This window comes from Bacillus sp. UNC438CL73TsuS30 (genome assembly GCF_000482325.1).
Classification (GTDB): Bacteria; Bacillota; Bacilli; order Bacillales; family Cytobacillaceae; genus Neobacillus.
On sequence record NZ_AXVA01000014.1, the window covers coordinates 21,701 to 46,604 of the forward strand.

Here is a 24,904-nt window from a genome sequence, read left to right on the forward strand (position 1 = left end):
GAAAAAAAATGAAGATGCATCTTGATGAAAAAATATGGCTAACCTTAAGCTTCGGAATGATAATGATTTTTATGTTAATTACCGGGTATCAAGCATTTGCCTTAGAAATGGGACCACCAAGTAATATGGAAACGATTGACCCGCAAAAAGTGGATCAAACAGCGCCATTCGATAAACCTGGTATTAAGCAAATAGGCGAAAAAGAATACGAAGTCGTAATGACGTTACAAGCTTTTAGCTTTAATCCCGGAAATATCGAAGTACCTGCAGGATCAACTGTACATTTTACCCTAACCTCAAAAGATGTGGTCCACGGATTCGAAGTGGCGGGAACCAACTTAAACACAATGATTGTACCGGGACATATTCAAAAAATCACCCAAAAATTTGAGAAGCCGGGTACCTATTTAGTTTTATGTAATGAGTATTGTGGAGCCGGTCACCAAATGATGAGTACAACGATTAAGGTGAAATAAAGGAGGGAAGTAAAGTGGAAACAGGGATACCGCAATCTGGATATTCAAAAACAGTAAATGGAAAAATTAACAATGTAATGGGGATTAGCCATGAGGATGCAAGGCTGTCAAAATCATATATATTTGTCGCGTTTGCAGCAATACTTCTCGGTGGTATTTTAGGACTTGTACAAGGACTGAATCGTGCAGGACTATTGGAATTACCATCATGGGTGAACTATTATCAAGTTTTAACCGCACATGGATTATTATTAGTAGTTGTTTTAACAGCATTCTTTACCATTGGCTATTTCTATGCAGCTCTTTCACATAACTTAGGCGGGCTCCTGCCGAAAGTAAGAATGATGGCCTGGATTGGCTTTGGAGTGAAAATTATTGGATTTGTTTTAGCTGTTATTCCAATCATCATGGGCGATGCATCTGTCATGTACACCTTCTATCCGCCAATGGCAGCTGCACCAATGTTTTATATTGGATTAGCATTAATTGTTGTAGGTGTTTGGATGTGCGCATTTGGAGCCTTTATCCAAGTGGCTAATTGGAGAAAGAATCACAAAGGACAGCATGTTCCGATTCTTTCTTACTTTGCAACGGGAGTTTTCGTTCTGTTATTCTTTGGTACTCTGCCCGTAGCGATCGAAGTAATCGTCATGATTATTCCTTGGTCATTCGGATGGGTTAAGACGATTAACGTTATGGTGGCTCGTACACTCTTCTGGGCCTTTGGACACACATTAGTTAACATCTGGTATTTAACCGCGGTTTCTGCTTGGTATGTCTGCGTTCCAAAAATTATCGGTGGCAAGCGCTGGAGTGACGTATTAACCCGTGTAGTTATTATTGCATTGGTTATCATGAATATTACTGGTGGATTCCACCACCAAATCGTTGACCCTGGTATTAAAGAATCCATTAAATTCATGCACGTATTTATGAGTTTAGCCATTGGATTCCCATCTTTAATGACTGCATTCGCATTGTTTGCTGTATTTGAACGTACTGCAAGAAAGAAAGGCGGAAAAGGACTAGTTGGCTGGTATAAAATGATGCCTTGGAAAGATGTTCGCTTCCTTGCTCCATTTATCGCAATGGTTGCCTTTATTCCAGCTGGTGCAGGCGGTATTGCTCAAAGCACAAACCAGTTAGACCAAGTAGTTCATAATACAATGTGGATCGTAGGACATTTCCACTTAACACTCGGAATGTCTGTTGTCATGACTTTCTTTGGAATTAGTTATTGGTTAGTTCCATATATCTCAAAACGTGTTCTAACACCAAAAATCAATCGATTAGGCTTGATTCAAACTTGGATTTGGACCATTGGAATGGTTTGTATGTCAGGAGCCATGCACTGGGTAGGTTTACTCGGTTCTCCACGGAGAACTTCTTTTACAACCTATGGTGACAATGCAACAGCATTAAGCTGGAGCCCGTATCTGTTTTTCTTGGCAATTGGCGGAACATTGTTAATGATTGGTGTTATCCTCCAAGTAGTTGCCGTATTTAATATGATGTTCTTGGCACCAAAAGGTGAAACTGAATTCCCAATTGCCGAAGAGGAAGAAAACGCAACTAAAACACCTTATATAACAGAGCGTTGGGGACTATGGATTGTAATCATGCTTATTGTTGTTGCGATGGCCTATGTCATCCCGTTAACTGAATTTATTGTAAACGCACCTCCGGGTTCACCACCATTTAGAACTTGGTAAAAAGCAGGTTGAAAAAGAGATAGCTCGAGGGTTGGGCTATCTCTTTCTACTCTAGGCTATGTTAAAGAACGATGTTGATTTTTAAACAAGGCTGTTTTCGTAAAATTTGTTGCTTTCTTACTAATTTATACTCACATAAATACTATTGTATAAAGCTGACGATTTCAAAGATATTCGAGTCCGAATGGAGCTCTGATTCAGACAGGGATTTTGATTTCGAAGCCGATTGGGTCCGAATGGAGCCCTGATTCAGACAGGGATTTTGATTTCGAAGCCGATTGGGTCCGAATGGAGCCCTGATTCAGACAGGGATTTTGATTTCGAAGCCGATTGGGTCCGAATGGAGCCCTGATTCAGACAGGGATTTTGATTTCGAAGCCGATTGGGTCCGAATGGAGCTCTGATTTAGACAGGGATGTTGATTTCAAAGATGGTCGAATCCGAATGGAGCCCTGATTCAGACAGGGATGTTGATTTCAAAGACGATTGAGTCCGAATGGAGTCTTAATTCGGACAGGGATAATTGATTTCAAAGACGATTGAGTTCGAATCAACAGGCTCTTTAACCTATTATAAAATCAACAACCAAGTTTAACAGAGCTATACTCTATAGGAAAATGCACAAAGGTAAAAACAAAAGGTTTGGGAAGTGATCTCCGTGATCAAGCGTTGGCATAGTAAAGTAGCAGTTTCTATTGTTATATTATTTGGTTTTGTTTTGTTCTACACAGGTACAGATGGGTTTCATGCATTTACTGCCGAAACAGCAAGAGTAAATAAACTAATCGAAAATAAACCGAAATTCCCCAAAGTTACCTTAGAGGATAGCAATGGAAGAAAATATTCAATTTCTGAATTTGAAGGAAAATATGTATTTATTACATTTTTATATACAACATGTACGAGTGTTTGTCCGCAATTAGAAATGAACATGTCTCAGGTTTATCAAAAGCTGCCGAAGAAATATATTGGTAGAGACATTGTTTTCTTAAGTATCAGTTTTGATCCTTCAAGGGATGACCCTGCTGCATTGGACAGATATAAGAACGCCTTTCATAGTGATGGGGAAACATGGAGGATGGCGAGAATTCCAAACAAGGCGGAGCTGCATGCCTTGTTAAAAGAGTTTGGAGTGATTGTCATTCCTGATGGAAAGGGGAATTTTACCCATAATACTGCATTTTACTTAGTGAATCCGAAGGGCAGTTTAGTTAATGTTATGGATTATAAAAAAATTAATGAAACAGCAAAGACACTCGGAAACATACTTGAAAATAAAACGGGGGAGTAATCAATGAAACAGTTTATTTATGGTTTGCTTTTATATATGGCCTTAATGATTCCCCCTGTTGCTCATTTTTTAGAATCGATTATGATTGTCCATATGCATATGCAAATGCCGCTTTTGGTCTTTTCAGGATTTTTAATGGCACGATTATTTCAAATAAAATTCCCTCGTTTTTTTGAAAAGTGGAATGGCAATGGTATTCCGGGAATTATGTTATTTTTAATCATCGCTGTTTATTGGACGATCCCGAAAACCATGGATGAAACCTTAACAATCCAGAGCGCCGAAATATTTAAATTTATCAGTTTGCCATTCATTGGAGGAATCTCGCTTCGTGATAGTTGGAAAAAACTTAGTGTGATGGGAAAAAACACTGTTATTATCATTTTTACTGTTAAATATTTTGGCATGGGTTTGTTATATATTGAAACACCCGTGCAATTATGTAATAACTATTTGATCATTGACCAATTAACTCTCGGCTGGGGGTTTTTGACAACGGCCATTTGCTTAGTCATCTATTTAATCTACACCGCTGTGATTGATCGTTCGAAATATGAGTAAAATAGAGAGACAGTATTTAATTACTCACGTATGTAAGGAGTGTGTCTGCTCTTTTTTCTTTTTCCAGAAACTATTCATTTTTGTTTGATTTATTTTTTAACACGAAATGAATTAAATGTTGTAAAATAGTCATAAGATTATCATTATTATGTAAATATAATTCATGATAAAAGATTAATGGTAGGATAGGACCTGGATAGGAGATAGGAAGATGAAAGAATTACAAATTGACGTTACACTTAGTTCAACAAGAAAACAAAAACCAGACTTTGACAACCTTGTATTTGGAACGGTCTTTACGGACCATATGTTTATCTGGGATTACACAGAGGGAACGGGCTGGCATGATCCGCAAATTATTCCTTATCAACCAATCACTCTCGATCCTGCTGCGATGATTTTTCACTATGGTCAAACGGTTTTCGAAGGACTTAAAGCATATTTGACAAAAGATGAGCAGGTTTTGTTATTCAGACCTGATGAAAATATGAAAAGGTTAAATCGCTCTAATGACCGTTTATGTATGCCGGCAATTGATGAGGAATTGGCTTTAAGTGCATTAAAACAATTAATCTCTATTGACCGGGAGTGGATTCCGGGAGTAGAAGGCACATCTCTTTATATTCGGCCATTTATGATTGCGACAGAACCACATCTTGGGGTTTCACCTTCCAAGAGCTACCGATTTATGATTATTCTTTCACCAGTAGGTGCTTACTATAAAGAAGGAATTAACCCGGTTAAAATTGCGGTTGAAAATGAGTATGTTCGTGCAGTAAAAGGTGGAACCGGAAATGCGAAAACGGCTGGTAACTATGCAAGCAGTTTAAAGGCTGGGGAAATTGCCTATAAGAACGGTTACTCTCAGGTGCTATGGCTAGACGGGAAAGAGCAGCGCTATATTGAAGAAGTGGGAAGTATGAATATCTTCTTTAAAATCAATGGAGAGGTGCTTACCCCTGAATTAAATGGCAGCATTCTAGAGGGAATCACTAGAAAATCAATTATTGAGCTTTTAAAATATTGGAATGTGCCGGTTGTAGAACGGAAAATTTCAATCGAAGAAATTCAGCAGGCTTGTCACGAAGGTACTTTAGAGGAAGCCTTCGGGACAGGAACAGCAGCTGTTATTTCACCAATCGGAGAACTCCTTTGGAAAAACGAAAAAATGGTTGTCAATAATGGCCAAATCGGTTCAGTATCCCAAAAATTATATGATTCCTTAACCGGAATTCAAAATGGAACCGAGCCTGATCCGTTTGGCTGGACCGTTAGAGTATAAGAGTAAATTATATCTAAATTAAAGAAAGGCATCCGCAGTAAAATTGCGGATGCCTTTTGCATTTCTCAGTGTAACAAATGTGGTAAACAAATAAGTGGAACTAGCCCTTTTTCCTCACCATACCCACGACCAGCAGTATTAGTGGAATAAGAAGGCCAAAAGGGAGGGAAAATACTGTCCACCATTCAGCTTGCTGATTTGACTCAACAATATTTTTATTTACAATAAGGGTGAGAATAAGCGTGATGAACCCTAAAGGAAAAGTTAAACATTTATATTCTCTAAGTTTTAAAATTTGACCCATACATAAAACCGATGCATAAAAATAAAGTGTGATTTTAATATAGGTTGTTGTGAACCATATGAACGCCATACCCGCTTCAATCCGTTGCCAAAAGCCAGCAATATTAATTTGTAGGGCTAGAACATAGGATACAAATTGCTGATTTTCGGAAAAATAAGTTCCGAGGCATAGAATACTGATTAATGTAACAAGAGTTAAAGCACTGCCACCCATTATTGTTCCAAGTAAAAAAGATTTTTTCGCTTTTATTGTTCGGTTTACAGCAGGAAAGACCATTAAAAACAACACTAATTGCAAATAGGGGGTTCCAATTGATTTAAAGGCTGTTGCTATTACTGGCTTTATTCCATTTCCTAAGATTGGTTGTAGTTGCTGAAATTGAATCTCCGGGAAAATCGAAATGATAAAAATAACAAAAAGTAATAAAACAAATGGAAAGAAAATTTCAAAAGCGCGTGAAAAGGGCTCTAATCCATAACGGACGCCCATCATCACAATGATGATAAAAAGAATATGAATCGCAAGAATGGGAGTATCCGGCAAAATTTGTACGGTAACGAAATCTCCAATTTGTCGAACAAAATTGGCAGTACTAAGAAAAAAATAAATAAAATAGAGAAGGGATATGATTTTTCCAAGCCATTTTCCACATATTTTTTCGCTATACTCAGCAAGGGTCATCGTTGGAAAACTACTTCCTAGTGTATTAAATAGTAATACCAGTAAAAGTCCCAGTCCGACCACAAGAATATTTGCTAGCCATGCATCTTGCTTCGCAGTATGTATGAGCCCGGATGGGACATACAAAATACTGCCGCCGACGATAAATGAAGCAACCATTATTGTAAATTGATGGGGTGAAATCTTACCCTTCTCAAGCATGCTTGTTCCTCACTTTTCCATTTGGGATTAATCCCTTTAAGACTAAGACCTATTTATTTTCCATTTTATTAAGAGGAGAATTATTGATTGTACCAGTTTGCCGGATCTTCATATCAACTTTGACGGTTACAGGCATCTGTGAAAACGTTTGGTCCCAATCCTTTTTATATTTTATCCAATCATTCGGTGCAGAACGATCGAGTGCTTCACCGAATCCGAAAATATCCGTTTGATAGTCTTTTTGAACATGGTGTATTGCCGTCTTAATGATTTCAGTAAGCTCTTTTTCTGTTTCTTTTTCTATATAGGAAATTGATTTTGGATTAGTTAAATCTAAGCCCTGACATTCAACTTCGGCAACATTTCCTTTTATTTTAGCCTGTACAAACCCATGTGGTTCTCCCTTAATCATCTCTGTCTTTAGTTTGGATTTTGTGTGAACCACTTCAATTACTACTTTTCCACCTTGTGGGCATTTTATATATCCTACGCTGCTCTTCACTTTTCCTAAGGCGTAATGAATGGCTCTACCTTCTCTTTCATTCATCCATCCAATCAGTTTATCATTTTTAAAGATCGCCATTCCTTTATATTGCAGGATGGTATTTGGTTTTGTCTGATCTAAATTTTTATTCGTTTCACCTGCATGTTCGTTTCCTATTATTTCAATCCCAGTTAAGATAGGGTTATTTCCTTCGCTCACCATGTTAGATGTTAGCTTATCTAATGTAACCCCCTCGGTTGGAGACCATGAGTTCGCTGATGTCTCGAGTGAAGCAAATAAACTATTCGCTGGAATCTTTTCTAATGGGGTTAATATTTTTAAAACAGCTGATGCATTAGAATTCTTGGATACAGCAATATAAAAATCATTCCGTACTTCTGAATTTCTTAATAGAAGGTCAATGGTTTCGCCAATCCCTTCTTTTGCTAATTTTTCTCCGATGACAAGAATTCGTAAGTGGGCAAAATAAAGCTTTCTTGGAGCAACCGTTGTCACTTTTCTTAATGCTTCGAATAATGTTTCTCCCTTGCTTTGATAAACAACTACGGGTGCTTTTCCACTGCCGCCTTTCTTAGAAGCAATTTCACTAGGATTCACCACTTGAGCCGTTATAATAAATTGATCATTTTCTTTATCTATTCCTAATCCTAATAAAATGGAAAGTTCATTTAATTCTCTTCGGTTCCAACAACCAGAAAGAAGGATAATAGAGCAGAAAAAAATGGTCATAAGGATTTTTCTTTCCATATAAATCCTCCAATCTGAATCAAAGATTCATAAGCAAATCATTCATTATGAGTCAGGTTTGTCCTTAATTTTATTTAAGGGAGAGTTTTTAATCATACCTATGTCATGTAAATTTACTGTTACTTCGATCTCTACCGGCATGGTTTCAAAGATTTGTATCCAATCATTTTTGATCAAATGCCAGTAATCCGGGTTGGAACGACGAGCGGCTTCACCAAAACCAAATGGATCTATCCTATATTTCTTTTGTGAAGCATTTAAAGCCATACGAATGTTTTGTTGAATTTTTTTCTCTGTTTTTATTTCTAAATGACTGATTGTTTCTGGTTTGGTTAAATCCAGTGTCTTACACTGTACATTCCCAACATTCCCTTCTGCCAATATCTTTATCATTCCATTTGGCTTGTGGTTTAAAATCTTTGTTTTTAAATCAGCTTTTGTATGAATCAATTCAATGTCGGTCGTACCTTTTTTTGGACAGGGTAGGGTTACAATCGTATCTTTAACATTTCCTAAAGCATAGTTGAGGCCTTTGCTCTCGTTATCTTGTAACCAGCCGATTAATTTATCCTTGCGAAATACTCCAATCGCATCATATTGCAAAAATGCAGCTGGTTTTGAGTGTTGGGTATTCTCTAATGTTTCTCCTGTTTGAAAATTTCCTTTAAGCATAATCCCAGTTAATTTAGCATTCATACCTTCACTTAATATATCGTAAATCAATTGATCCAGCGTGATTGGCAGAGTTGGTGCCCATTCTTTTTCCGATGTCAGAAGCGAATCAAATAATTGTTGGACTGGTATTTTTTCCATGGTAGTTACTATTTTTAAGATATCTCCTGCTTTATTATTTTTAGCTACTGTAATATAAAAATCTGTTCGCATCTCTGGATCCCTAGATAAAAAGTCTAATGTTTTTCCTATCCCCTTTTTTGCTAATTCCTCTCCAAACACAAGAAGCCGAAGATGGGAAAAATATAGGTTTCTTGGTGAAACTGTCGTTATTCTTCTAATTGCCTCGAACAATGTATTCCCCTTTTCTTGATAAATAACTACGGGGGAGTTTCCACTTGTTCCTTGTGATTCAGCAATTTCTCCGGGGTTAACGACTTGTGCAGTCACGATAAATTTACCATCTTCTATATCAATCCCCATTCCAATCACAATGGCTAGTTCATTTAATTCTTTTCGGTTCCAACATGAAGTGAGGAAAATAATAGAGCAGATGGAAATGATGATGAAAAGGAAATTTCGGTTCATGCCATTACTCCTTTAAGCTTTGAAAGCTAGTTATATACTCCCCAAAATATGGCTGTTTAAGCAATTAAAAATAGTAATTATTTTTGTGCCTCGACATAAGTCGTCAAAAGCTGATTAAAACAATTTGTTAAGCATACCAATAGAATAGAATGGTTCAGTAAAGAATTGGATATTTTAATTAGAAAATTAGTTAGGAAAATAAGGTGATGAAATTTAAATAAGGAGAATGTCAGATGCTAGGTGTTGCGGGGACAATAGTGGCAGCCATTTTGATGATGGCTTTTGAAATTCCTAACCTGTGGAAAAAAAAGTTAAGGAAAGAATTATGGGTATTTTCTATTTTAATGCTTATGGCTGCAGGATTAGGTATAGCACATAGTTTAGATTTACCCATTCCGAATCCAATTAATGGAATTACGATTATTTTTAAGCCATTAAGTGATTTTGTTTATGGGATGCTTAAATAAACGTGGTGGAGAGTATCGTGAAAAACATTACCATTAGCGCCCGCCAATTTGCAATATTTGTAATTTTGTATTCTGTAGGGACTACCATCTTAGTGATCCCTGGAATTCTTGCTCATGAAGTAAGACAAGATGCGTGGATTGCTGCAATAATCGGTACAGCTATTAGTTTTTTGATCGTGGCTTTATATATTGCTATAGGGAGAATGTTCCCTACGATGACACTAGTTGAAATCGTTGAAACATTACTTGGAAAATGGTTAGGTAAAGCCGTTTCTCTTACGTTTGTTTTCTTCTCATTTATCAACGTTCAAGACTTATTGTACTATGTTGGAACATTCTTAACGACTCAAATCATACCGGATACACCACACGAAGCAATCCATATTCTATTTGCATGCATCCTGATCATGGGCATTCGACTTGGTCTAGAAACACTGGCACGTTCTGCAGAACTGTTCTTTCCTTTATTTGTTTTTTTGTTCCTGTTACTAATAGTTTCCGTATTATTAACTTCCGATTTATGGGAATTTAAAAATATACAGCCTATATTTAAAACGGGAGTAAAACCGATGATCCGTGCGGTTTTTGCTTTTACAAGTATTTTCACTTTACCTTTAATTGTATTATTGATGATTTTTCCCATTTCCGTAACTCAAGTAAAGAAAGCTGAAAAAACCTTTTTTATTGCAATATTTATAGCAGGAATATGTTTAATCATTTTGATCATATTAACTATTTTAGTTTTAGGACCTGAGACTAGTAGTAGAGAAATGTTTCCAAGCTATACTTTAGCTAGAAGGATAAATGTTGGAGGTTTTTTGCAACGGATAGAAGCCATTTTAGCAATTATGTGGCTAATAACAATTTTTTTTAAGATGTCGATTTATTTTTACGCAGCGGTCATAGGTTTTGTACAAACATTCAACTTAAAAGATTATCAGCCATTTACATTACCTTTAGGGATGATTTTGGTTACGATCTCCTTTTTTTCACATCCAAATGTTACTCATTCAGCAAAGTTTGACAATGAAATTTGGCCAATTTATTCTTTGATGTATGGAATTGTTCTTCCTCTAACCTTATTAGCATTGAATGTAGTAAGGAAGTTAATAAATCTGGATAAAAAATGATAAAGCTACCTTTTGAAGGTAGCTTTATCATTTTATGACCACCTACCTAATTTGAGTCAGGTTTAGGTGCAGGGGTATCTTCACGTGTTATATTAGTTTGACTTATTAATCGTGGCCGTTTTGACATTGCCCATCTAGGGAATCGGAAAATGGCATCCTTTTGATCGTCTTTAATGAAGGGACCGAACGGTGCCATATAAGGTACCCCAAAAGAACGTAAACTGCACATATGAAGAACCAAAGCAATCAAACCTACAATGATTCCAAATAAACCAAATGATGCAGCAAGTCCCATGAAAGGGAAGCGTAACATTCTGATTGCAATAGCTAATTCATAATTACTAACAATAAAGCTGGATATGGCCGTAATCGCGACAACAATAACCATGGCAGCAGATACAAACCCCGCTTCAACAGCTGCCGAACCAATGACAAGTGTTCCGACGATGGATACTGCTTGGCCGATCGCTTTCGGCATTCTTAACCCTGCTTCACGTAATATTTCAAAGCTAACCTCCATTGCGAGTGCTTCAATAAAGGCTGGAAACGGGACACCTTCCCGCTGGGCCGCAAGAGTAATGAGTAATTGCGTTGGCAGCATTTCTTGATGAAAGGTGGTAATAGCAATATAAAAGGAAGGTGCTAATAATGCGATAAAAAAACCGACATAACGAAGGATCCTAAGAAGTGTAGTAATATCCGCCCGGTTATAATAATCCTCAGGCGACTGTAAAAACTGTGCGAACATGACTGGAACAGTCATCACAAAAGGTGTGCCATCAACTAGAATGGCAATACGGCCCTCTAGCAGATCGGCTGCGATGGCATCAGGTCGTTCTGAATGGTATATGGTAGGAAAAGGTGACCATTTAGCATCCTGAATTAATTCTTCGATATAGCCTGTCTCTAAAACACTATCGATCTTAATTCGATCAAGGCGTCTTCGGACTTCCTCGATTATTTTCTCATTTGCAATTCCTTTTATATACATGATGGAAAGGTTTGTTTTTGATACTTTTCCAATTTTCCTGGATTCAATCCATAGGTTGTGGTCTCTAATTTTCCGTCGTAATAATGAAGTATTGACCCGTATATTTTCTGTAAACCCTTCTCGAGGTCCTCTGATTGTCGTTTCTGTCGTGGGTTCCTCAACTGATCGTTCTTTTCCCCCTTTCATTTCAATTGCGAATCCTTGAGTATATCCATTAAATAAAAGAATGACTTTCCCATTTAAAAGCGAATCCAGCAGAAGCGTAAAATCATTTATATCTTGAATGTCTCCGACTGTTAAAACCCTTTCTTTTAAATAGGGTAAAAGGTTTTCTTCGGTGAAGAGTTCTGATTCACCATATGATGTTCGCAAATCAATCATTAGTGATTCCATAATGAAGTTTTGAATGGATTGACTATCTATCAAGCCGTCTGTAAAAACGATGCAAGCCCGAGTCTTTCCTTCCTTACCGATTCTGATTTCCCTCATAATAATGTCGTCGCTGTTTCCAAACAATTCTTTAATTATTTGGATGTTATCCATTAGACTTGGCCTTAAAAATTCACTATTTTGTTCAGGTTGTTTCGGTTGACTTGTTTGTTCTGTTGCCTTTTTTTGTAAATCTTTCCACTTGTCCTTAAACGACCTTTTGCTTTTCATTTTGAAATAATTCAAGGTTTTTCCCTCTTATTTCTACTATATTTAATGTTATTATTTCCGCTTGAATGAGGCATATTCTATTTAAAAGAGGATAATTAGGATTCCATTTATAAAAAGATGGAGGAAGAATGAGGTTTAATTTACCAGTGAATAGTTGAAAATAATAAATGTTAATTTTTTTACGAGTAGGGAAGGATTTTAACCAAATGGAAAATGCGAAGATTGATCCAAAGCAATTGTTTTCTCTCATGTTTTTATTTCAGTTAGGAACGGGAATTGTTACAAGAATGGGGATGCAAGCGAAACAAGATTCTTGGATATCCATCTTTATTGGCATGTTCGGAACACTCATTCTATTTTTCTTGGTTTACCTACAGATATTCAAACAGTATCCTACTCTTCCTTTTACAGGAATTTTAGTAAAAGTATTTAGTAAATATATCGGGATTCCTTTAGGCCTGGTTTATATTAGCTATTTTTTCTTTGTAGCCTCAGTAAATGCGCGTCATTTAGGGGATACAATGGGGACTTATATTTTACCGGAAACTCCGGTTCCTGTTATTATTTTCATCAGTCTCGTCCTGGTTTCTTATGCCTGCTTTTTAGGAATTGAAGTTATAGGGAGAACGGCGGAGATATTATTTGCTGCAATGGTTGTTTTTGGCTTAACTGGTAATTTAACTGTGTTTGCTTCCGGTATTATAAAACTTAGGAACTTGCAGCCCATTTTAGAATTCGGCTGGCTGCCAGTTCTAAAGCACTCAGTCCCATTAATGATTTTTTTTCCATTTGGGGAAATTTTCCTCTTTCTTATGTTTTTCCCTTATTTAAATAAGCCCGATTTGGTGAATAGAACTGGTTTATTGTCTATTTTTTTAAGTGGTTTAGGTCTTTCTTGGACCTTTCTCCTGATCATTAGTGTAATAGGTATTGGAGCACAAGCTGTTGAAATCCCGTTGCTTAGTGCGGTTGAAAAGATTAATGTTGGTCATATTATCCAGAGGATGGACTCCATCGTGGTTGGGACATTTGCTGTCGGATTTTTCATTAAAATGATTCTCTATGTTTACGCAGTAGTGATTGGGTTAACAGAAATTTTTAAATTTAAACGATATCAGCCCTTGATTTTTCCCGTAGTTTCCCTCATCTTTATTTACTCTTTGGTATGGGCGAACAATAAAGTTACTTATCAAGGCTTTTTTTATAATAAAATGCCTTACTTGGTTGGGTTCCCGCTTTTAGTTGGGATGCCTATCATTGTACTGATAATGATATTAGTTCGTAACTATTTTGGTACAATACGAGCGAATATACCAAAGTAGCACAAGTTAAAAAAGATAGATAAATGATGTCGATAATTGGTTGTAGTTATTGGCGGCTTCAGTGTTTGGTCTATCTTAACATGATGGCTGATTCCAAAAAACGGGAATCAGCCGTTTTTTCATTCTTGAGGTCTTGTAGTAAGTAACTTCTACTCTCCCTGAATAGAGTTTAGAAAAGCCTGGATGACATTTGAATCTGGGTCAACAAGAAAAATCGGAAGACAAACAAGGACGAATAATAAAAGGACATTGGAACCGACTACAATTTGAACCATTTTTTTTGCGTTCATTTTATTTTCCCTCCGTTTTTATTCCAATCTTAATTATTTCCTCTCACCTCCATGAACTTAAAAAGTAGGCTGTTATTTTCCCTTTCTAGCTAGTACAACTATTGTACTCTATTTTCCTAAACTATAAAATAAAAATTTGCAATTTTTAGATAAATGGAAGAAAGAAAAATTATTATTTTTAAAAAATTTTAAGTCTTTATTTTTTATTTTTGATATAATTTTTTTAAGCAATTTTATTAATAAATAGTGCGTTATCTATTTATTTAATCTTGTTTTGAATAATATTGTAAAGTGAATTTATTATTGATTTAATATTAAATTTCTGAAGCAATAATTAGTAAAATTAACAAGTAACTTGATTATCAGGAGGGGATGAGTTTGTCTAAGAAAGAGTTAAAAAGAGGACTAGAGGCTAGACATATTGAAATGATTGCTTTAGGCGGCACCATCGGCGTCGGCTTATTTATGGGATCAGCGAGTACGATTAAATGGACAGGTCCATCTGTCATGCTAGCTTATGCGATTGCCGGAATCTTTATTTTTTTCATTATGCGCGCAATGGGTGAAATGCTCTATTCAGAGCCAACCACCGGATCCTTTGCAACTTTTGCCCATAAATATATTCATCCATTAGCTGGTTATATGACAGCATGGAGTTATTGGTTTCAATGGGTTCTTGTTGGAATGGCAGAAATTACCGCGATAGGAATGTATATGAATTATTGGTTTCCGCATCTTCCTCAATGGCTGCCAGGAATCATTGCGATGGTCATCTTAGGACTTGCGAATCTAGTTTCAGTTAAGTTTTATGGAGAATTTGAATTTTGGTTTTCTCTTATTAAAGTAGTAACGATTGTCCTCATGATTATTGCAGGTCTTGGTTTAATATTTTTTGGATTAGGGAACCATGGACATGCCATAGGGTTATCGAATATTTGGAAACATGGCGGCTTTTTCACAGGCGGCTTTAAAGGATTCTTCTTTGCATTATCTCTTGTAGTAGCTGCCTACCAGGGAGTGGAACTTATCGGTATCACGGCAGGGGAGGCAAAAAATCCGACTAAAACCTTAAAAAAGGCAATTAATAATATCATTTGGCGAATTTTAATTTTCTATATCGGTGCAATTTTTATCATTGTTACTGTGTATCCTTGGAATCAATTAGGGACAATTGGCAGCCCGTTTGTTTCGACCTTTGCTAAGGTAGGAATTACAGCTGCTGCGGGTATTATTAACTTTGTTGTCATCACAGCAGCTTTATCCGGTTCTAATAGTGGAATTTATAGTGCAGGTCGAATGCTTTATACTTTAGCCATAAACGGCCAAGCGCCAAAAAGTTTTGCTAAAATCTCAAAAAATGGGGTTCCGGCAAACTGCATTTATGCAACACTGATCGGCTTATTTATTGGGGTAATTTTGAACTATATTGCTCCAAAAGGTCTATTCCTTTATGTTTATAGTGCCAGTGTTCTCCCAGGAATGGTGCCTTGGGTTGTCATAATCATTAGTGAGCTTAAATTTAGAAAAGAAAAAGCTGCTGAAATGTCCAGCCATTCTTTCAAGATGCCACTTTCTCCAATCAGCAATTATATGACGATTGTATTTTTACTATTCGTCCTTGTAGGAATGTGGATCAATACTGACACTCGCGTTTCGTTGATTGTAGGTCTGGTATTCCTTGCGATTGTTGCGGGCAGCTTTTATCTTTTTAAAATGGGTAAACGTGTTCCGTTAGAGGATTCAAATAAAAAGCAAAATATTGCTTAATAAAAAGGGCTGATGGTGAAGTAACAACAACGCCATCAGCCCTTTTATTATGAGAATCCGACGCTTCCGCATAGGACCAGATGATAAAAATTTTTTTGGAATGCAACCTATTCATCATAAAGAAAAACATCCATCAGAAAGCTCCTACCGTACCCTCCCCTCACCAGCAAATATCGCATAGACAATTTCTTTCGAAGTTTTCACATGCATTTAATAACAATCAGTCCTTAAAGGTCAAATACATAAATAAAGGAAAGCATAAATTTTTCCAATACAGAGCAAATTATAAAGAATTCAACTCATGTCTAGGAGGATTTGGATGAATATCGCGGATATCTTCACGATTATTGGATTTATCGTTTTTGCTGTTATTATTATTGGACTATTGATTTTACTTGTCTATTTGTTAGTGTTGGATCGAAATCAAAAGATGCATTCCATTTTAAGGAATTACCCGGTATTAGGAAGGATGCGCTATTTTTTAGAAAAAGTCGGTCCGGAGTTTCGCCAATATTGGTTCAACAGCGATACAGAAGGAAAGCCCTTTTCGAGGGATGAATATGAACATATCGTAAAAAGTGCCAAGTACAAACGGGATGTTGTCGCCTTTGGGTCGAAACGTGATTTTGAGGAAGAAGGGCTTTTTGTCCGTAATGATATGTTTCCAAAATTGGCGGAAGAAGAGAAAATGGATCGGGAAACAAAGGTGAACACCAAAAGGTATCTATTATTGCGAGATCCGCTTTTTTCACAAAGAAAGGAAAAATGGGAGGACGAAGAGGCACTTGCCTATTTATTGCACGATGATGATGCCGTAGTGGTAGGTCCTAATTGTAAGCACCCTTTTGTATTAAAGGGATTAATCGGTATGTCTGCGATGAGCTATGGTGCTCTTGGGAAAAATGCAGTTACCGCCCTTTCTAAAGGCCTGGCCTTAGCAAAAGGGACATGGATGAATACAGGTGAAGGCGGCTTATCCCCGTACCATTTAGAGGGCGGAGTAGATATTATTATGCAGATTGGTCCTGGTCTTTTTGGAGTACGTGATAAAGATGGGGGCGTGGATTGGGATGAGTTGAAGCGCAAGAGTGAGATTCCGCAGGTAAAAGCATTTGAACTTAAACTTGCCCAAGGAGCGAAAACGCGGGGCGGTCATATTGACGGAGAAAAAGTCACCCCTGAAATTGCCGAAATTCGGAAGGTTGAACCGTATAAATCGGTAGATAGCCCGAACCGTTTCCATCAGTTCAGTGATGTTCCTTCGATGTGTGAGTTTATTGAAAAAATCCGCGATACAACAGGAAAACCAGTCGGAATGAAGATTGTTGTCGGTGGGAATGACAGTGTAGAACAATTAGCAAGATATATGAAAGAAACCGGAAAAGGCCCGGACTTTATTACAGTGGATGGCGGTGAAGGCGGAACAGGAGCATCATACCAGGAACTGATTGATAGCGTTGGATTACCACTAAAGTCAGCTCTTCCCATTTTGGTCTCCACACTTCATAAATATGGGGTACGCGACCGGGTGAAAATCATCGCATCAGGGAAACTGTTTACCCCTGACCGCATTGCGATTGCGCTGGCCATGGGAGCAGATTTAGTGAATATTGCCCGTGGTTTTATGATAACGGTTGGATGTATTCAGACCTTAAAATGTAATTCCAATACTTGTCCAGTTGGGGTCACAACAACTGATCCCGACCTGCAAAAGGCACTTGTAATCGATGAAAAGAAATACCGTGTTGTGAACTATCTTGTCACATTACGAAAGGGTTTATTTCGAGTTGCAGCCGCAGCCGGTATTGACTCACCCGTACATTTTAAGCCTAGACATATTAGTTACAAGGATGAAAAGGGTGTAGTAACTTCTCTTGAGAGTATTCTTAATGAAATCGAGCAGCATATTGGTGCAAGTTAAAATGAGTTTTGCCCCCTTAGAAATGAGTTTCTAAGGGGGCAAATTTTTTTATAAGTTGATTTTGAGTAAAGTATGTACCAATATATAATTTGAATAGTCAAAAAGCTAAGAGGAGATGTGGCACGATGAAACTGCTTCAATTTAAGAAAAACGATGAGATTCGTTTAGGGGTAAAAACAGATTTCGGCATTTTAGATATTAAAGAGGCAGCCAAAGCTTTCGAGCAGTCCGTTCCTGTTACCTTTCAGGAGGTAATCTCTCTTTCTAAGGATGGGCTGGCTAAACTTACAAGTTTAGTAGAACGGTCAATATCACACAGAAATGATGAATTATTTATTTCAGACGATGCTGTAATCTACGCACCAGTTGTGACGAATCCGGAAAAAATTATTTGTGTCGGCTTAAATTATATTAATCATGCCAAAGAGTCTAATATGGATATTCCAACCTCACCGATTTTATTCAGTAAATTCAATAATACGTTAGCGGCCCACCAACAGCCTGTTATTATTCCAGAAGGTGTTGAAAAAATGGATTATGAGGCAGAGCTTGTTCTTGTAGTCGGCAAAACAGCCAAAAATGTTTCAGAGGAAGAAGCATTGTCCTATGTCTTTGGTTATACGGCTGGTAATGATGTTTCTGCGAGAGATTGGCAATTCAAAACTGGACAATGGCTACTTGGAAAAACTTCGGACGGGTTCGCTCCTGTTGGCCCATATATTGTGACAAGTGATGAAATCAATCCCAACTATTTAACGATTGAATGCCGAGTGAATGGAGAAGTTCGCCAAAAAGCGAATACAAAGGATATGATTTTTGACTGCGCAACATTGGTAAGTTATATTTCCCGGCATATGACATTAAGGCCAGGAGATCTGATTTTTACAGGGACCCCTGATGGTGTCATCCTGGGCTATCCAGAGGAAAAACAAAACTGGTTAAAATCCGGTGATGAAATGGTCGTTTCCATTGAGTCCTTAGGGGAATTAAAAAACGTTTTACAATAATGAAAAAGCCTGCTCTCCAACATTTAATCGGGGAGCAGGCTTTTCTTCATTCTATTGGTCAATTAAGTGCAAACAGAATTCTAAGTCTGCCTGTAAATGTTCTTTCATAAGGGTCTCGGCTTTTTGCCCATCACGTTCTTTAATCGCGATATAAAGTTGTTCATGCTCGTCGATTAAATGAGGTCGGTTATAAAATACAACAGTCTTTCTGAAAAGGTAAATAATTGATTGCATTCTGTCAATAATATCAATCATGACCGGATTATTGCTGGCTCCGACAATAATTTCGTGAAAGCGGGCATTCGCCTCCATGATTTCTTCAACTGTTCCGGTCCTGCCAATTTCAACACATTCATTTAATGCCTGCAGTTCGTTTTCCTTTAAATAAAAAGCTGCGCATTTTGCTGAATACCCTTCCAATAGAATTCGAACTTGGAACATGTTCCGTAAGTCCTTTTCTGTAGGTTTAACAACCCTCTTATTGACAATAAGCCCTTCCTGCTCCAATTTTCGAATCGACTCTCTGATTGGTGTTCTGCTTACGCCGAGTTCTGAGGCGATTTTCTCTTCTACAATTTTTGTACCGCCATGTAATTCGCCATTTAAAATCTTGTCCCGAATGATTTCATAGGATTGATGGTAAGCAGGGCGAGATCGATCATTTCCAACCACTTTTTTCACCTCGATATCCTTCCACTAACTCCTAATAATCTTATCAAATTTTATTTTAAAAAAATATAGCCCTTACATAGGTTTGATAAATTCGTATACAAAAAATATAAAAATGTATACAAAAATTATAATTTCGTGTACAATTGGTTTTGTAAACGAAAACTGAAAGCGATTGCACCTTAATGGGTAATCCAAAAAGAAAGGCAATTGCTTATAAATAGAAAGAAGGAATAAAAATGGAACGTCGAGTTGGTTTTATTGGATTAGGAATCATGGGAAAACCAATGTCATTGAATCTAATTAAAGCGGGGCATACACTTACTGTTTTTGATTTAAATCAAGATGCAGTAAAAACGGTAGTAGAAGCTGGAGCTGCAGCAGCTCATTCTCCTAAAGAGGTTGCTGAGCAAAGTGATGTCATTATTACTATGTTACCTGCTTCTAAACATGTTCAAGAAGTCGTTCTAGGTCAGAACGGAATCTTAGAAGGCGCTAAAGAAGGATCCGTCATCATTGATATGAGTTCGATTACGCCAGATGTTTCTCGTGAACTTGCTGCAGAAGCGGCGAAAAAAGGTGTTGGCATGCTGGATGCACCTGTCAGCGGTGGGGAACCAAAAGCAATCGATGGTACCTTAGCAATTATGGTTGGCGGTAAAGAGGATGTTTTTGAAAGCGTTAAATCAGTGTTATATGGCGTAGGGAAAGACTTGACTTTAGTGGGGGATAATGGATGTGGGGTTACCGCAAAACTGGCCAATCAGATTATTGTAAACCTAAACATCGCGGCCATGTCTGAAGCACTTGTTTTAGCAGCAAAGGCTGGCATTGATATTGAAAAAATGTATCAAGCCATTCGCGGCGGACTTGCCGGTAGTGCCGTACTTGATGCAAAAGTGCCAATGATTCTGGACCGCAATTTTGTTGCCGGCGGAAGCATTGCCATCAATCTTAAAGATATTTCTAATGTAATGGACACCGCCCATGAAATCGGAGTTCCACTTCCATTATCCAGCCAGTTGTTAGAAATTTTCCATTCATTAAAGGTCGATGGGAAAATCAAGGATGACCATGGCAGCATTGTCCGCTATTATGAAAAACTTGCGAATGTTGAAGTAAAGAGGGCGTAAATCATGAAGGAAAAAATCGAGATACTTGAAACAATCCCACAGGTCAACAAAGAAGCTGTAAATGAATTATTGGCAAAGGCCCTTAAAAACTTAAACAAAAAAATTATTGTTTTAGATGATGATCCGACCGGAGTTCAAACAGTTCACGATATCTCTGTTTTTACGGATTGGTCTATTGATAGTATTGAACAAGGCTTTAATGAAGAACAATCCATGTTTTTTATTTTGACTAACTCGAGAGGTTTTACCGCAGAAGAGACGGAAAAAGCTCATCGTGAGATTGCAGACAATATTTTAACCGTAGCAAAGAAATTAAACCGTGAATTTATCATCATCAGCCGTGGAGATTCTACCTTAAGAGGACATTATCCACTTGAAACAAAGGTTTTAAAGGAATCTCTTGAATCTGCTTCTGAATTGAAAATAGATGGAGAGGTGATTCTACCATTCTTTAAAGAGGGTGGGCGCTTCACCATCAATAATATCCATTATGTTCAATATGGCGAAGAACTTGTACCGGCTGGGGAAACGGAATTTGCCAAAGATCGCACCTTCGGTTATACCAAATCCAATCTAGGTGAATGGATAGAAGAAAAATCGAATGGGGAATTTTTAGCGGAAAACACACTTTATATTTCGCTTGAGCAATTGCGTTCAATGAAAGTTGGAGAAATTGCTGAACAGCTTATCCAAGTAAGCGGATTTAATAAAGTCGTTGTCAATGCTGTCGATGAAATTGATGTAAAAATCTTTACGATTGCACTGGCACAAGCCATGAATGCCGGGAAGAATTTTCTCTTTAGGAGTGCAGCCGCTTTACCAAAGGTTTTGGGTGGAGTAAGCGATAAACCGCTGCTTACCAAAGAGGAATTAGTACAGGGGGATACAGGGAATGGCGGATTAATTATTATCGGTTCCCATGTGAAGAAAACAACTGAACAGCTTGAAGAACTGAAAAAACTAAGTGATATTCAATTTATTGAGTTTAATAGTCATCTTGTTTTACAACCAGAAGAATTTAAAAAGGAAGTAATTCGTGTCATTGAGACAACTGAATCGTTGATTTGCTCCGGAAAAACAGTTGCCGTATATACAAGAAGAGAAAGGCTAGACCTTGGTGAGGATAAAAAAGAGGAAGAGTTAAAATTATCCGTTGCCATTTCTGATGCAGTCACAAGTATCGTAACTCGTTTGCAGGTAAGACCCAACTTCCTTGTGGCCAAAGGCGGAATCACTTCAAGTGATGTCGGAACGAAAGGTCTTCAAGTTAAGCGGGCTACCGTAACAGGGCAAATCAGACCGGGAATCCCTGTGTGGAGAACTGGGGCTGAAAGTAAGTATCCAGGAATGTCCTATGTCATCTTCCCTGGGAACGTCGGTACAAAAGAAGATTTAAAAACAGTGGTTGAAATTTTAAGCAAGTAAACATCATTAAGGAATACCATTTAGTTTCTAACTGGTATTCCAAATTTCTAAAGGGGAAAAGAGGGAGAAAAAATGCCAATTGTATATATTTGTATAGGGGTTGCACTATTACTATTATTAATGGTCGTCTTTAAGTTAAACGCTTTCATATCGTTAATTATTGTCGGGTTGCTTGTCGGAATTATGGAGGGCATGTCTCCTATCCAAGCGATGACATCTGTCACAAACGGTTTAGGGGGAACACTTGGAAGTCTCGCACTGGTCATTGGATTCGGGGGAATGCTTGGTAAATTAATGGCTGATTCCGGGGGAGCTCAGCGGATTGCAACAACCTTAATCCATACATTTGGGAAAAAGCGTGTTCAACTAGCTGCTGTCCTTACTGCGTTCATTGTTGGAATCGCTTTATTTTTTGAAACCGGCGTTGTCGTATTAATTCCGTTAGTATTTACGATTGCTGCTGAAGCAGGTGTGCCAATTCTATATATCGGAATGCCGGTCATTGCTGCACTTATTACGATGCACGGTTACGTTCCTCCACACCCAGGACCAACAGCAGTTGCAGGAATCTATCATGCTAATTTAGGAAAAACCTTATTATATGGAATTATCATTGCCATTCCTGCTGTTATTATCAGTGGTCCATTATATACAAAACTATTTAAAAAAGAAGATTTAGAAGTAGAAATTCCAAAGGGATTATTTAACCCGAAACATTTTAAAGAAGAAGAAATGCCTAGCTTTGGTATTAGTGTGTTTACTGCTCTTATACCAGTCATTTTGATTGCGTTCCAGGCCATTGTAGAAATCCTAATGCCTAATTCATCTTTAGTGCCAACTGCACAATTTTTAGGAAATCCAGGGGTGGCTCTATTAATCGCAGTTATTGTTGCCATCTTTACTTTTGGTCTAAATCGCGGTAAAAAAATGCCAGAAATCATGAATTCGATTACAGAATCAGTAAGCAGTATTGCTATGATCCTCTTAATCATTGGCGGCGGCGGTGCCTTTAAGCAAGTTTTGATTGATAGCCATGTAGATAAATATGTTGCTCATATGATGGAAGGATCGACGATTTCTCCGTTAATTTTGGCTTGGTTAATTGCAGCTATTTTACGTATTGTATTAGGTTCAGCAACCGTTGCAGGTATGACGGCGGCCGGGATTGCAGCACCTCTTGTCGCTGCAACACATGTAAGTCCTGAACTCATGGTACTTGCCACAGGCGCTGGCAGCATGACTTTTTCCCATGTGAATGATGCTGGTTTCTGGATTTACAAAGAATTCTTTAACCTCTCCATCGGTAAAACAATCAAGACCTGGTCGGTGATGGTTACGATTGCCTCTCTTGTCGGTTTGGCTGGTGTCTTAATCATTAATGCAATTATTCACTAATTAAACAGATTAAAAAAGGTAATCCCCCCTATTCGTAATGGATATTAAGGGGATTACCTTTTTCTATTTTAAGGATCTGTCTACATAAATTTTACTGAGGGAGAAAAATTTGATTTTAAAAAAAATTAAAAAAAGATATTGATTTTTCAAAAAATCCATATTAAGATATGTAAAAGTAATCATATAAGATTAATCGGAATTAAAATCAAACAAAGACTGTGACCGATCAGACGAACTGAAGGACACTTATCTCATCATCGGATAAGTGCCCTTTTTTTTAACCTTCAAAAGGGAATTGCTATGATTGGCCAAATTAAAGAGAGGATTGATGTTTTGATGGTAAAAGGGCGTTTTAATCAGGAAGTGATGGAAAAAATAGTTAGCTTGTTAGAAGGATTGGAGTTTGGGTCTATTCAAATAACGGTCCATGATTCGCAAATCACCCAAATTGATCGATTAGAAAAATATCGGTTTCAGCTGCAAAGTAAAAAAAGCTCTCAGATTATAACAGGTAAGCAAGTAGGTAATTAATTAAATGATGCCGATCGGACGCCCGAAGGCCCTTTAGTTTTACGTGATAATGTACGTAACTAATGGGGCTTTTTTATTTAGAGAAAGCCCGTAAAAAAACATATTGGCATTTTTAGCCTAAAGGGAGAGAAAATGAACATGAAAAAAACATGGATTGCTTTATTAACATTCCTTCTTCTTATAGGGACTGTCGGGTGCTCCAACCAAACGGCAACCAAAGAGAACAATGGAAAAAGTGCAAAAAAGGACATTGAACTATTAAATGTATCCTATGACCCGACACGAGAGCTTTATGAACAATACAATAAAAGCTTTGCAGCTCATTGGAAGAAACAAACAGGACAAAACGTAACCATTAAACAGTCTCATGGCGGTTCTGGAGCGCAGTCGCGGTCTGTTATCGATGGCCTTGAGGCAGACGTTGTAACATTAGCGCTAGCATATGATATCGATGCAATTGCGGATAGCGGAAAAATTTCAGCGGACTGGCAAAAACGATTAGACTCCAATAGTTCGCCTTATACCTCCACCATCGTGTTTCTTGTCCGCAAAGGCAATCCGAAAGGGATAAAGGATTGGAATGACTTGGTGAAAAAAGGCGTTTCGGTCATTACGCCTAATCCGAAAACCTCTGGAGGGGCAAGGTGGAATTTCCTAGCTGCATGGGGATATGCCTTAAAGCAAAACAATGGTGACGCAGTAAAGGCAAAGGAATTTGTTGCAAAATTATATAAAAACGTACCTGTATTGGATTCAGGTGCAAGAGGTTCAACCACTACCTTTGTGGAAAAAGGAATCGGTGATGTGTTAATTGCATGGGAAAATGAGGCCTATCTTGCTATTAATCAACTAGGAAAGGATAAATTCGAAATCGTTAATCCATCCGTAAGTATTTTAGCAGAACCACCTGTCTCTGTTGTGGATAAAGTAGCGAAAAAACACGGCACTGAAAAAGTGGCACAGGCTTATTTAGACTATCTCTATTCAGATGAAGGCCAGGAAATTGCCGCAAAAAATTATTACCGACCACGATCACAAAAAGTTGCTGAAAAGTATGCTGCCCAATTTCCGAAAATCAACCTGTTTACTATTGATGATCTTTTTGGCGGTTGGAAAAAGGCGCAAAAAACCTATTTTGATGATGGCGGGGTTTTTGATCAAATCTATAAACCATAA

The 24,904-nt window shown here is 37.6% G+C and carries 22 protein-coding genes; 16 read left to right on the forward strand and 6 right to left on the reverse strand.

The window, feature by feature from the left end; translation table 11 throughout:
• Nucleotides 1–8: 8 nt before the first annotated feature.
• The 5 genes from M028_RS0107750 (at nucleotide 9) to M028_RS0107770 (ending at nucleotide 5,322) form a co-directional block, all read left to right on the forward strand.
• On the forward strand, nucleotides 9–476 hold the full coding sequence (locus M028_RS0107750) for a cytochrome c oxidase subunit II (protein ID WP_026573405.1): 468 nt from the start codon (nucleotides 9–11) through the stop codon (nucleotides 474–476).
• A gap of 14 nt (nucleotides 477–490) precedes the next feature.
• On the forward strand, nucleotides 491–2,188 hold the full coding sequence (locus tag M028_RS0107755; protein ID WP_035423935.1) for a cbb3-type cytochrome c oxidase subunit I: 1,698 nt from the start codon (nucleotides 491–493) through the stop codon (nucleotides 2,186–2,188).
• A 658-nt stretch (nucleotides 2,189–2,846) separates the two neighbouring features.
• Nucleotides 2,847–3,479, forward strand: a complete 633-nt coding sequence (locus M028_RS0107760) for an SCO family protein (protein WP_026573407.1) — start codon at nucleotides 2,847–2,849, stop codon at nucleotides 3,477–3,479.
• A gap of 3 nt (nucleotides 3,480–3,482) precedes the next feature.
• Nucleotides 3,483–4,040 carry a hypothetical protein gene (locus M028_RS0107765; RefSeq protein ID WP_026573408.1) on the forward strand — a complete coding sequence of 186 codons (558 nt, stop codon included), beginning with the start codon at nucleotides 3,483–3,485 and terminating at the stop codon, nucleotides 4,038–4,040.
• Nucleotides 4,041–4,251: 211 nt separating this feature from the next.
• A complete protein-coding gene (locus M028_RS0107770; RefSeq protein WP_026573409.1) occupies nucleotides 4,252–5,322 on the forward strand; it encodes a branched-chain amino acid aminotransferase in 1,071 nt (356 codons plus the stop codon).
• A 100-nt stretch (nucleotides 5,323–5,422) separates the two neighbouring features.
• Here the strand turns inward: M028_RS0107770 and M028_RS0107775 are convergent, their stop codons facing one another.
• The 3 genes from M028_RS0107775 to M028_RS0107785 are packed head-to-tail and all read right to left on the reverse strand — an operon-like array spanning nucleotide 5,423 to nucleotide 9,020.
• Nucleotides 5,423–6,508 carry a GerAB/ArcD/ProY family transporter gene (locus M028_RS0107775; protein ID WP_026573410.1) on the reverse strand — a complete coding sequence of 362 codons (1,086 nt, stop codon included), beginning with the start codon at nucleotides 6,506–6,508 and terminating at the stop codon, nucleotides 5,423–5,425.
• A 49-nt stretch (nucleotides 6,509–6,557) separates the two neighbouring features.
• Nucleotides 6,558–7,760 (reverse strand): Ger(x)C family spore germination protein, encoded by a 1,203-nt coding sequence (locus M028_RS0107780; RefSeq protein WP_026573411.1) that lies wholly within the window; start codon nucleotides 7,758–7,760, stop codon nucleotides 6,558–6,560.
• 45 nt (nucleotides 7,761–7,805) lie between these two features.
• The gene (locus M028_RS0107785) at nucleotides 7,806–9,020 is read right to left on the reverse strand and encodes a Ger(x)C family spore germination protein (RefSeq protein ID WP_026573412.1); all 1,215 of its coding nucleotides are present in this window, start codon (nucleotides 9,018–9,020) and stop codon (nucleotides 7,806–7,808) included.
• A gap of 233 nt (nucleotides 9,021–9,253) precedes the next feature.
• On the opposite strand from M028_RS0107785, the gene M028_RS0107790 reads away from it, so the two are divergent.
• On the forward strand, nucleotides 9,254–9,487 hold the full coding sequence (locus M028_RS0107790) for a hypothetical protein (protein WP_026573413.1): 234 nt from the start codon (nucleotides 9,254–9,256) through the stop codon (nucleotides 9,485–9,487).
• A 17-nt stretch (nucleotides 9,488–9,504) separates the two neighbouring features.
• Nucleotides 9,505–10,617: a GerAB/ArcD/ProY family transporter gene (locus tag M028_RS0107795; RefSeq protein WP_035423937.1), complete on the forward strand. Its 1,113-nt coding sequence runs from the start codon at nucleotides 9,505–9,507 to the stop codon at nucleotides 10,615–10,617.
• Between the two features lie 46 nt (nucleotides 10,618–10,663).
• Here the strand turns inward: M028_RS0107795 and M028_RS0107800 are convergent, their stop codons facing one another.
• Nucleotides 10,664–12,268: a spore germination protein gene (locus M028_RS0107800; RefSeq protein WP_026573415.1), complete on the reverse strand. Its 1,605-nt coding sequence runs from the start codon at nucleotides 12,266–12,268 to the stop codon at nucleotides 10,664–10,666.
• Nucleotides 12,269–12,474: 206 nt separating this feature from the next.
• On the opposite strand from M028_RS0107800, the gene M028_RS0107805 reads away from it, so the two are divergent.
• Complete coding sequence (locus tag M028_RS0107805; protein ID WP_197031386.1) at nucleotides 12,475–13,590, forward strand: GerAB/ArcD/ProY family transporter; 1,116 nt, start codon at nucleotides 12,475–12,477, stop codon at nucleotides 13,588–13,590.
• Nucleotides 13,591–13,739: 149 nt separating this feature from the next.
• Here M028_RS0107805 and M028_RS32705 read toward each other — a convergent pair whose 3' ends face one another.
• A complete protein-coding gene (locus M028_RS32705; protein ID WP_155925514.1) occupies nucleotides 13,740–13,880 on the reverse strand; it encodes a hypothetical protein in 141 nt (46 codons plus the stop codon).
• Nucleotides 13,881–14,258: 378 nt separating this feature from the next.
• Between M028_RS32705 and M028_RS0107815 the strand changes: the two genes are divergently transcribed.
• The 3 genes from M028_RS0107815 (at nucleotide 14,259) to M028_RS0107825 (ending at nucleotide 18,575) form a co-directional block, all read left to right on the forward strand.
• Nucleotides 14,259–15,647: an amino acid permease gene (locus M028_RS0107815; protein WP_026573417.1), complete on the forward strand. Its 1,389-nt coding sequence runs from the start codon at nucleotides 14,259–14,261 to the stop codon at nucleotides 15,645–15,647.
• Nucleotides 15,648–15,966: 319 nt separating this feature from the next.
• Nucleotides 15,967–17,568 (forward strand): FMN-binding glutamate synthase family protein, encoded by a 1,602-nt coding sequence (locus tag M028_RS0107820; protein ID WP_026573418.1) that lies wholly within the window; start codon nucleotides 15,967–15,969, stop codon nucleotides 17,566–17,568.
• Between the two features lie 125 nt (nucleotides 17,569–17,693).
• Nucleotides 17,694–18,575, forward strand: coding sequence for a fumarylacetoacetate hydrolase family protein (locus tag M028_RS0107825; protein WP_026573419.1), 882 nt, complete (start codon nucleotides 17,694–17,696; stop codon nucleotides 18,573–18,575).
• A gap of 51 nt (nucleotides 18,576–18,626) precedes the next feature.
• On the opposite strand, the gene M028_RS0107830 is transcribed toward M028_RS0107825, so the two are convergent.
• Complete coding sequence (locus tag M028_RS0107830) at nucleotides 18,627–19,256, reverse strand: GntR family transcriptional regulator (RefSeq protein WP_442852777.1); 630 nt, start codon at nucleotides 19,254–19,256, stop codon at nucleotides 18,627–18,629.
• A gap of 227 nt (nucleotides 19,257–19,483) precedes the next feature.
• On the opposite strand from M028_RS0107830, the gene garR reads away from it, so the two are divergent.
• The 5 genes from garR (at nucleotide 19,484) to M028_RS0107855 (ending at nucleotide 24,904) form a co-directional block, all read left to right on the forward strand.
• Nucleotides 19,484–20,377, forward strand: coding sequence for a 2-hydroxy-3-oxopropionate reductase (garR, locus tag M028_RS0107835; protein WP_026573421.1), 894 nt, complete (start codon nucleotides 19,484–19,486; stop codon nucleotides 20,375–20,377).
• A 3-nt stretch (nucleotides 20,378–20,380) separates the two neighbouring features.
• Nucleotides 20,381–21,802, forward strand: coding sequence for a four-carbon acid sugar kinase family protein (locus M028_RS0107840; protein WP_026573422.1), 1,422 nt, complete (start codon nucleotides 20,381–20,383; stop codon nucleotides 21,800–21,802).
• 72 nt (nucleotides 21,803–21,874) lie between these two features.
• Complete coding sequence (locus M028_RS0107845; RefSeq protein ID WP_026573423.1) at nucleotides 21,875–23,197, forward strand: gluconate:H+ symporter; 1,323 nt, start codon at nucleotides 21,875–21,877, stop codon at nucleotides 23,195–23,197.
• A gap of 336 nt (nucleotides 23,198–23,533) precedes the next feature.
• Nucleotides 23,534–23,728, forward strand: a complete 195-nt coding sequence (locus M028_RS0107850) for a YezD family protein (RefSeq protein ID WP_155925527.1) — start codon at nucleotides 23,534–23,536, stop codon at nucleotides 23,726–23,728.
• A gap of 138 nt (nucleotides 23,729–23,866) precedes the next feature.
• Complete coding sequence (locus M028_RS0107855; RefSeq protein ID WP_026573425.1) at nucleotides 23,867–24,904, forward strand: sulfate ABC transporter substrate-binding protein; 1,038 nt, start codon at nucleotides 23,867–23,869, stop codon at nucleotides 24,902–24,904.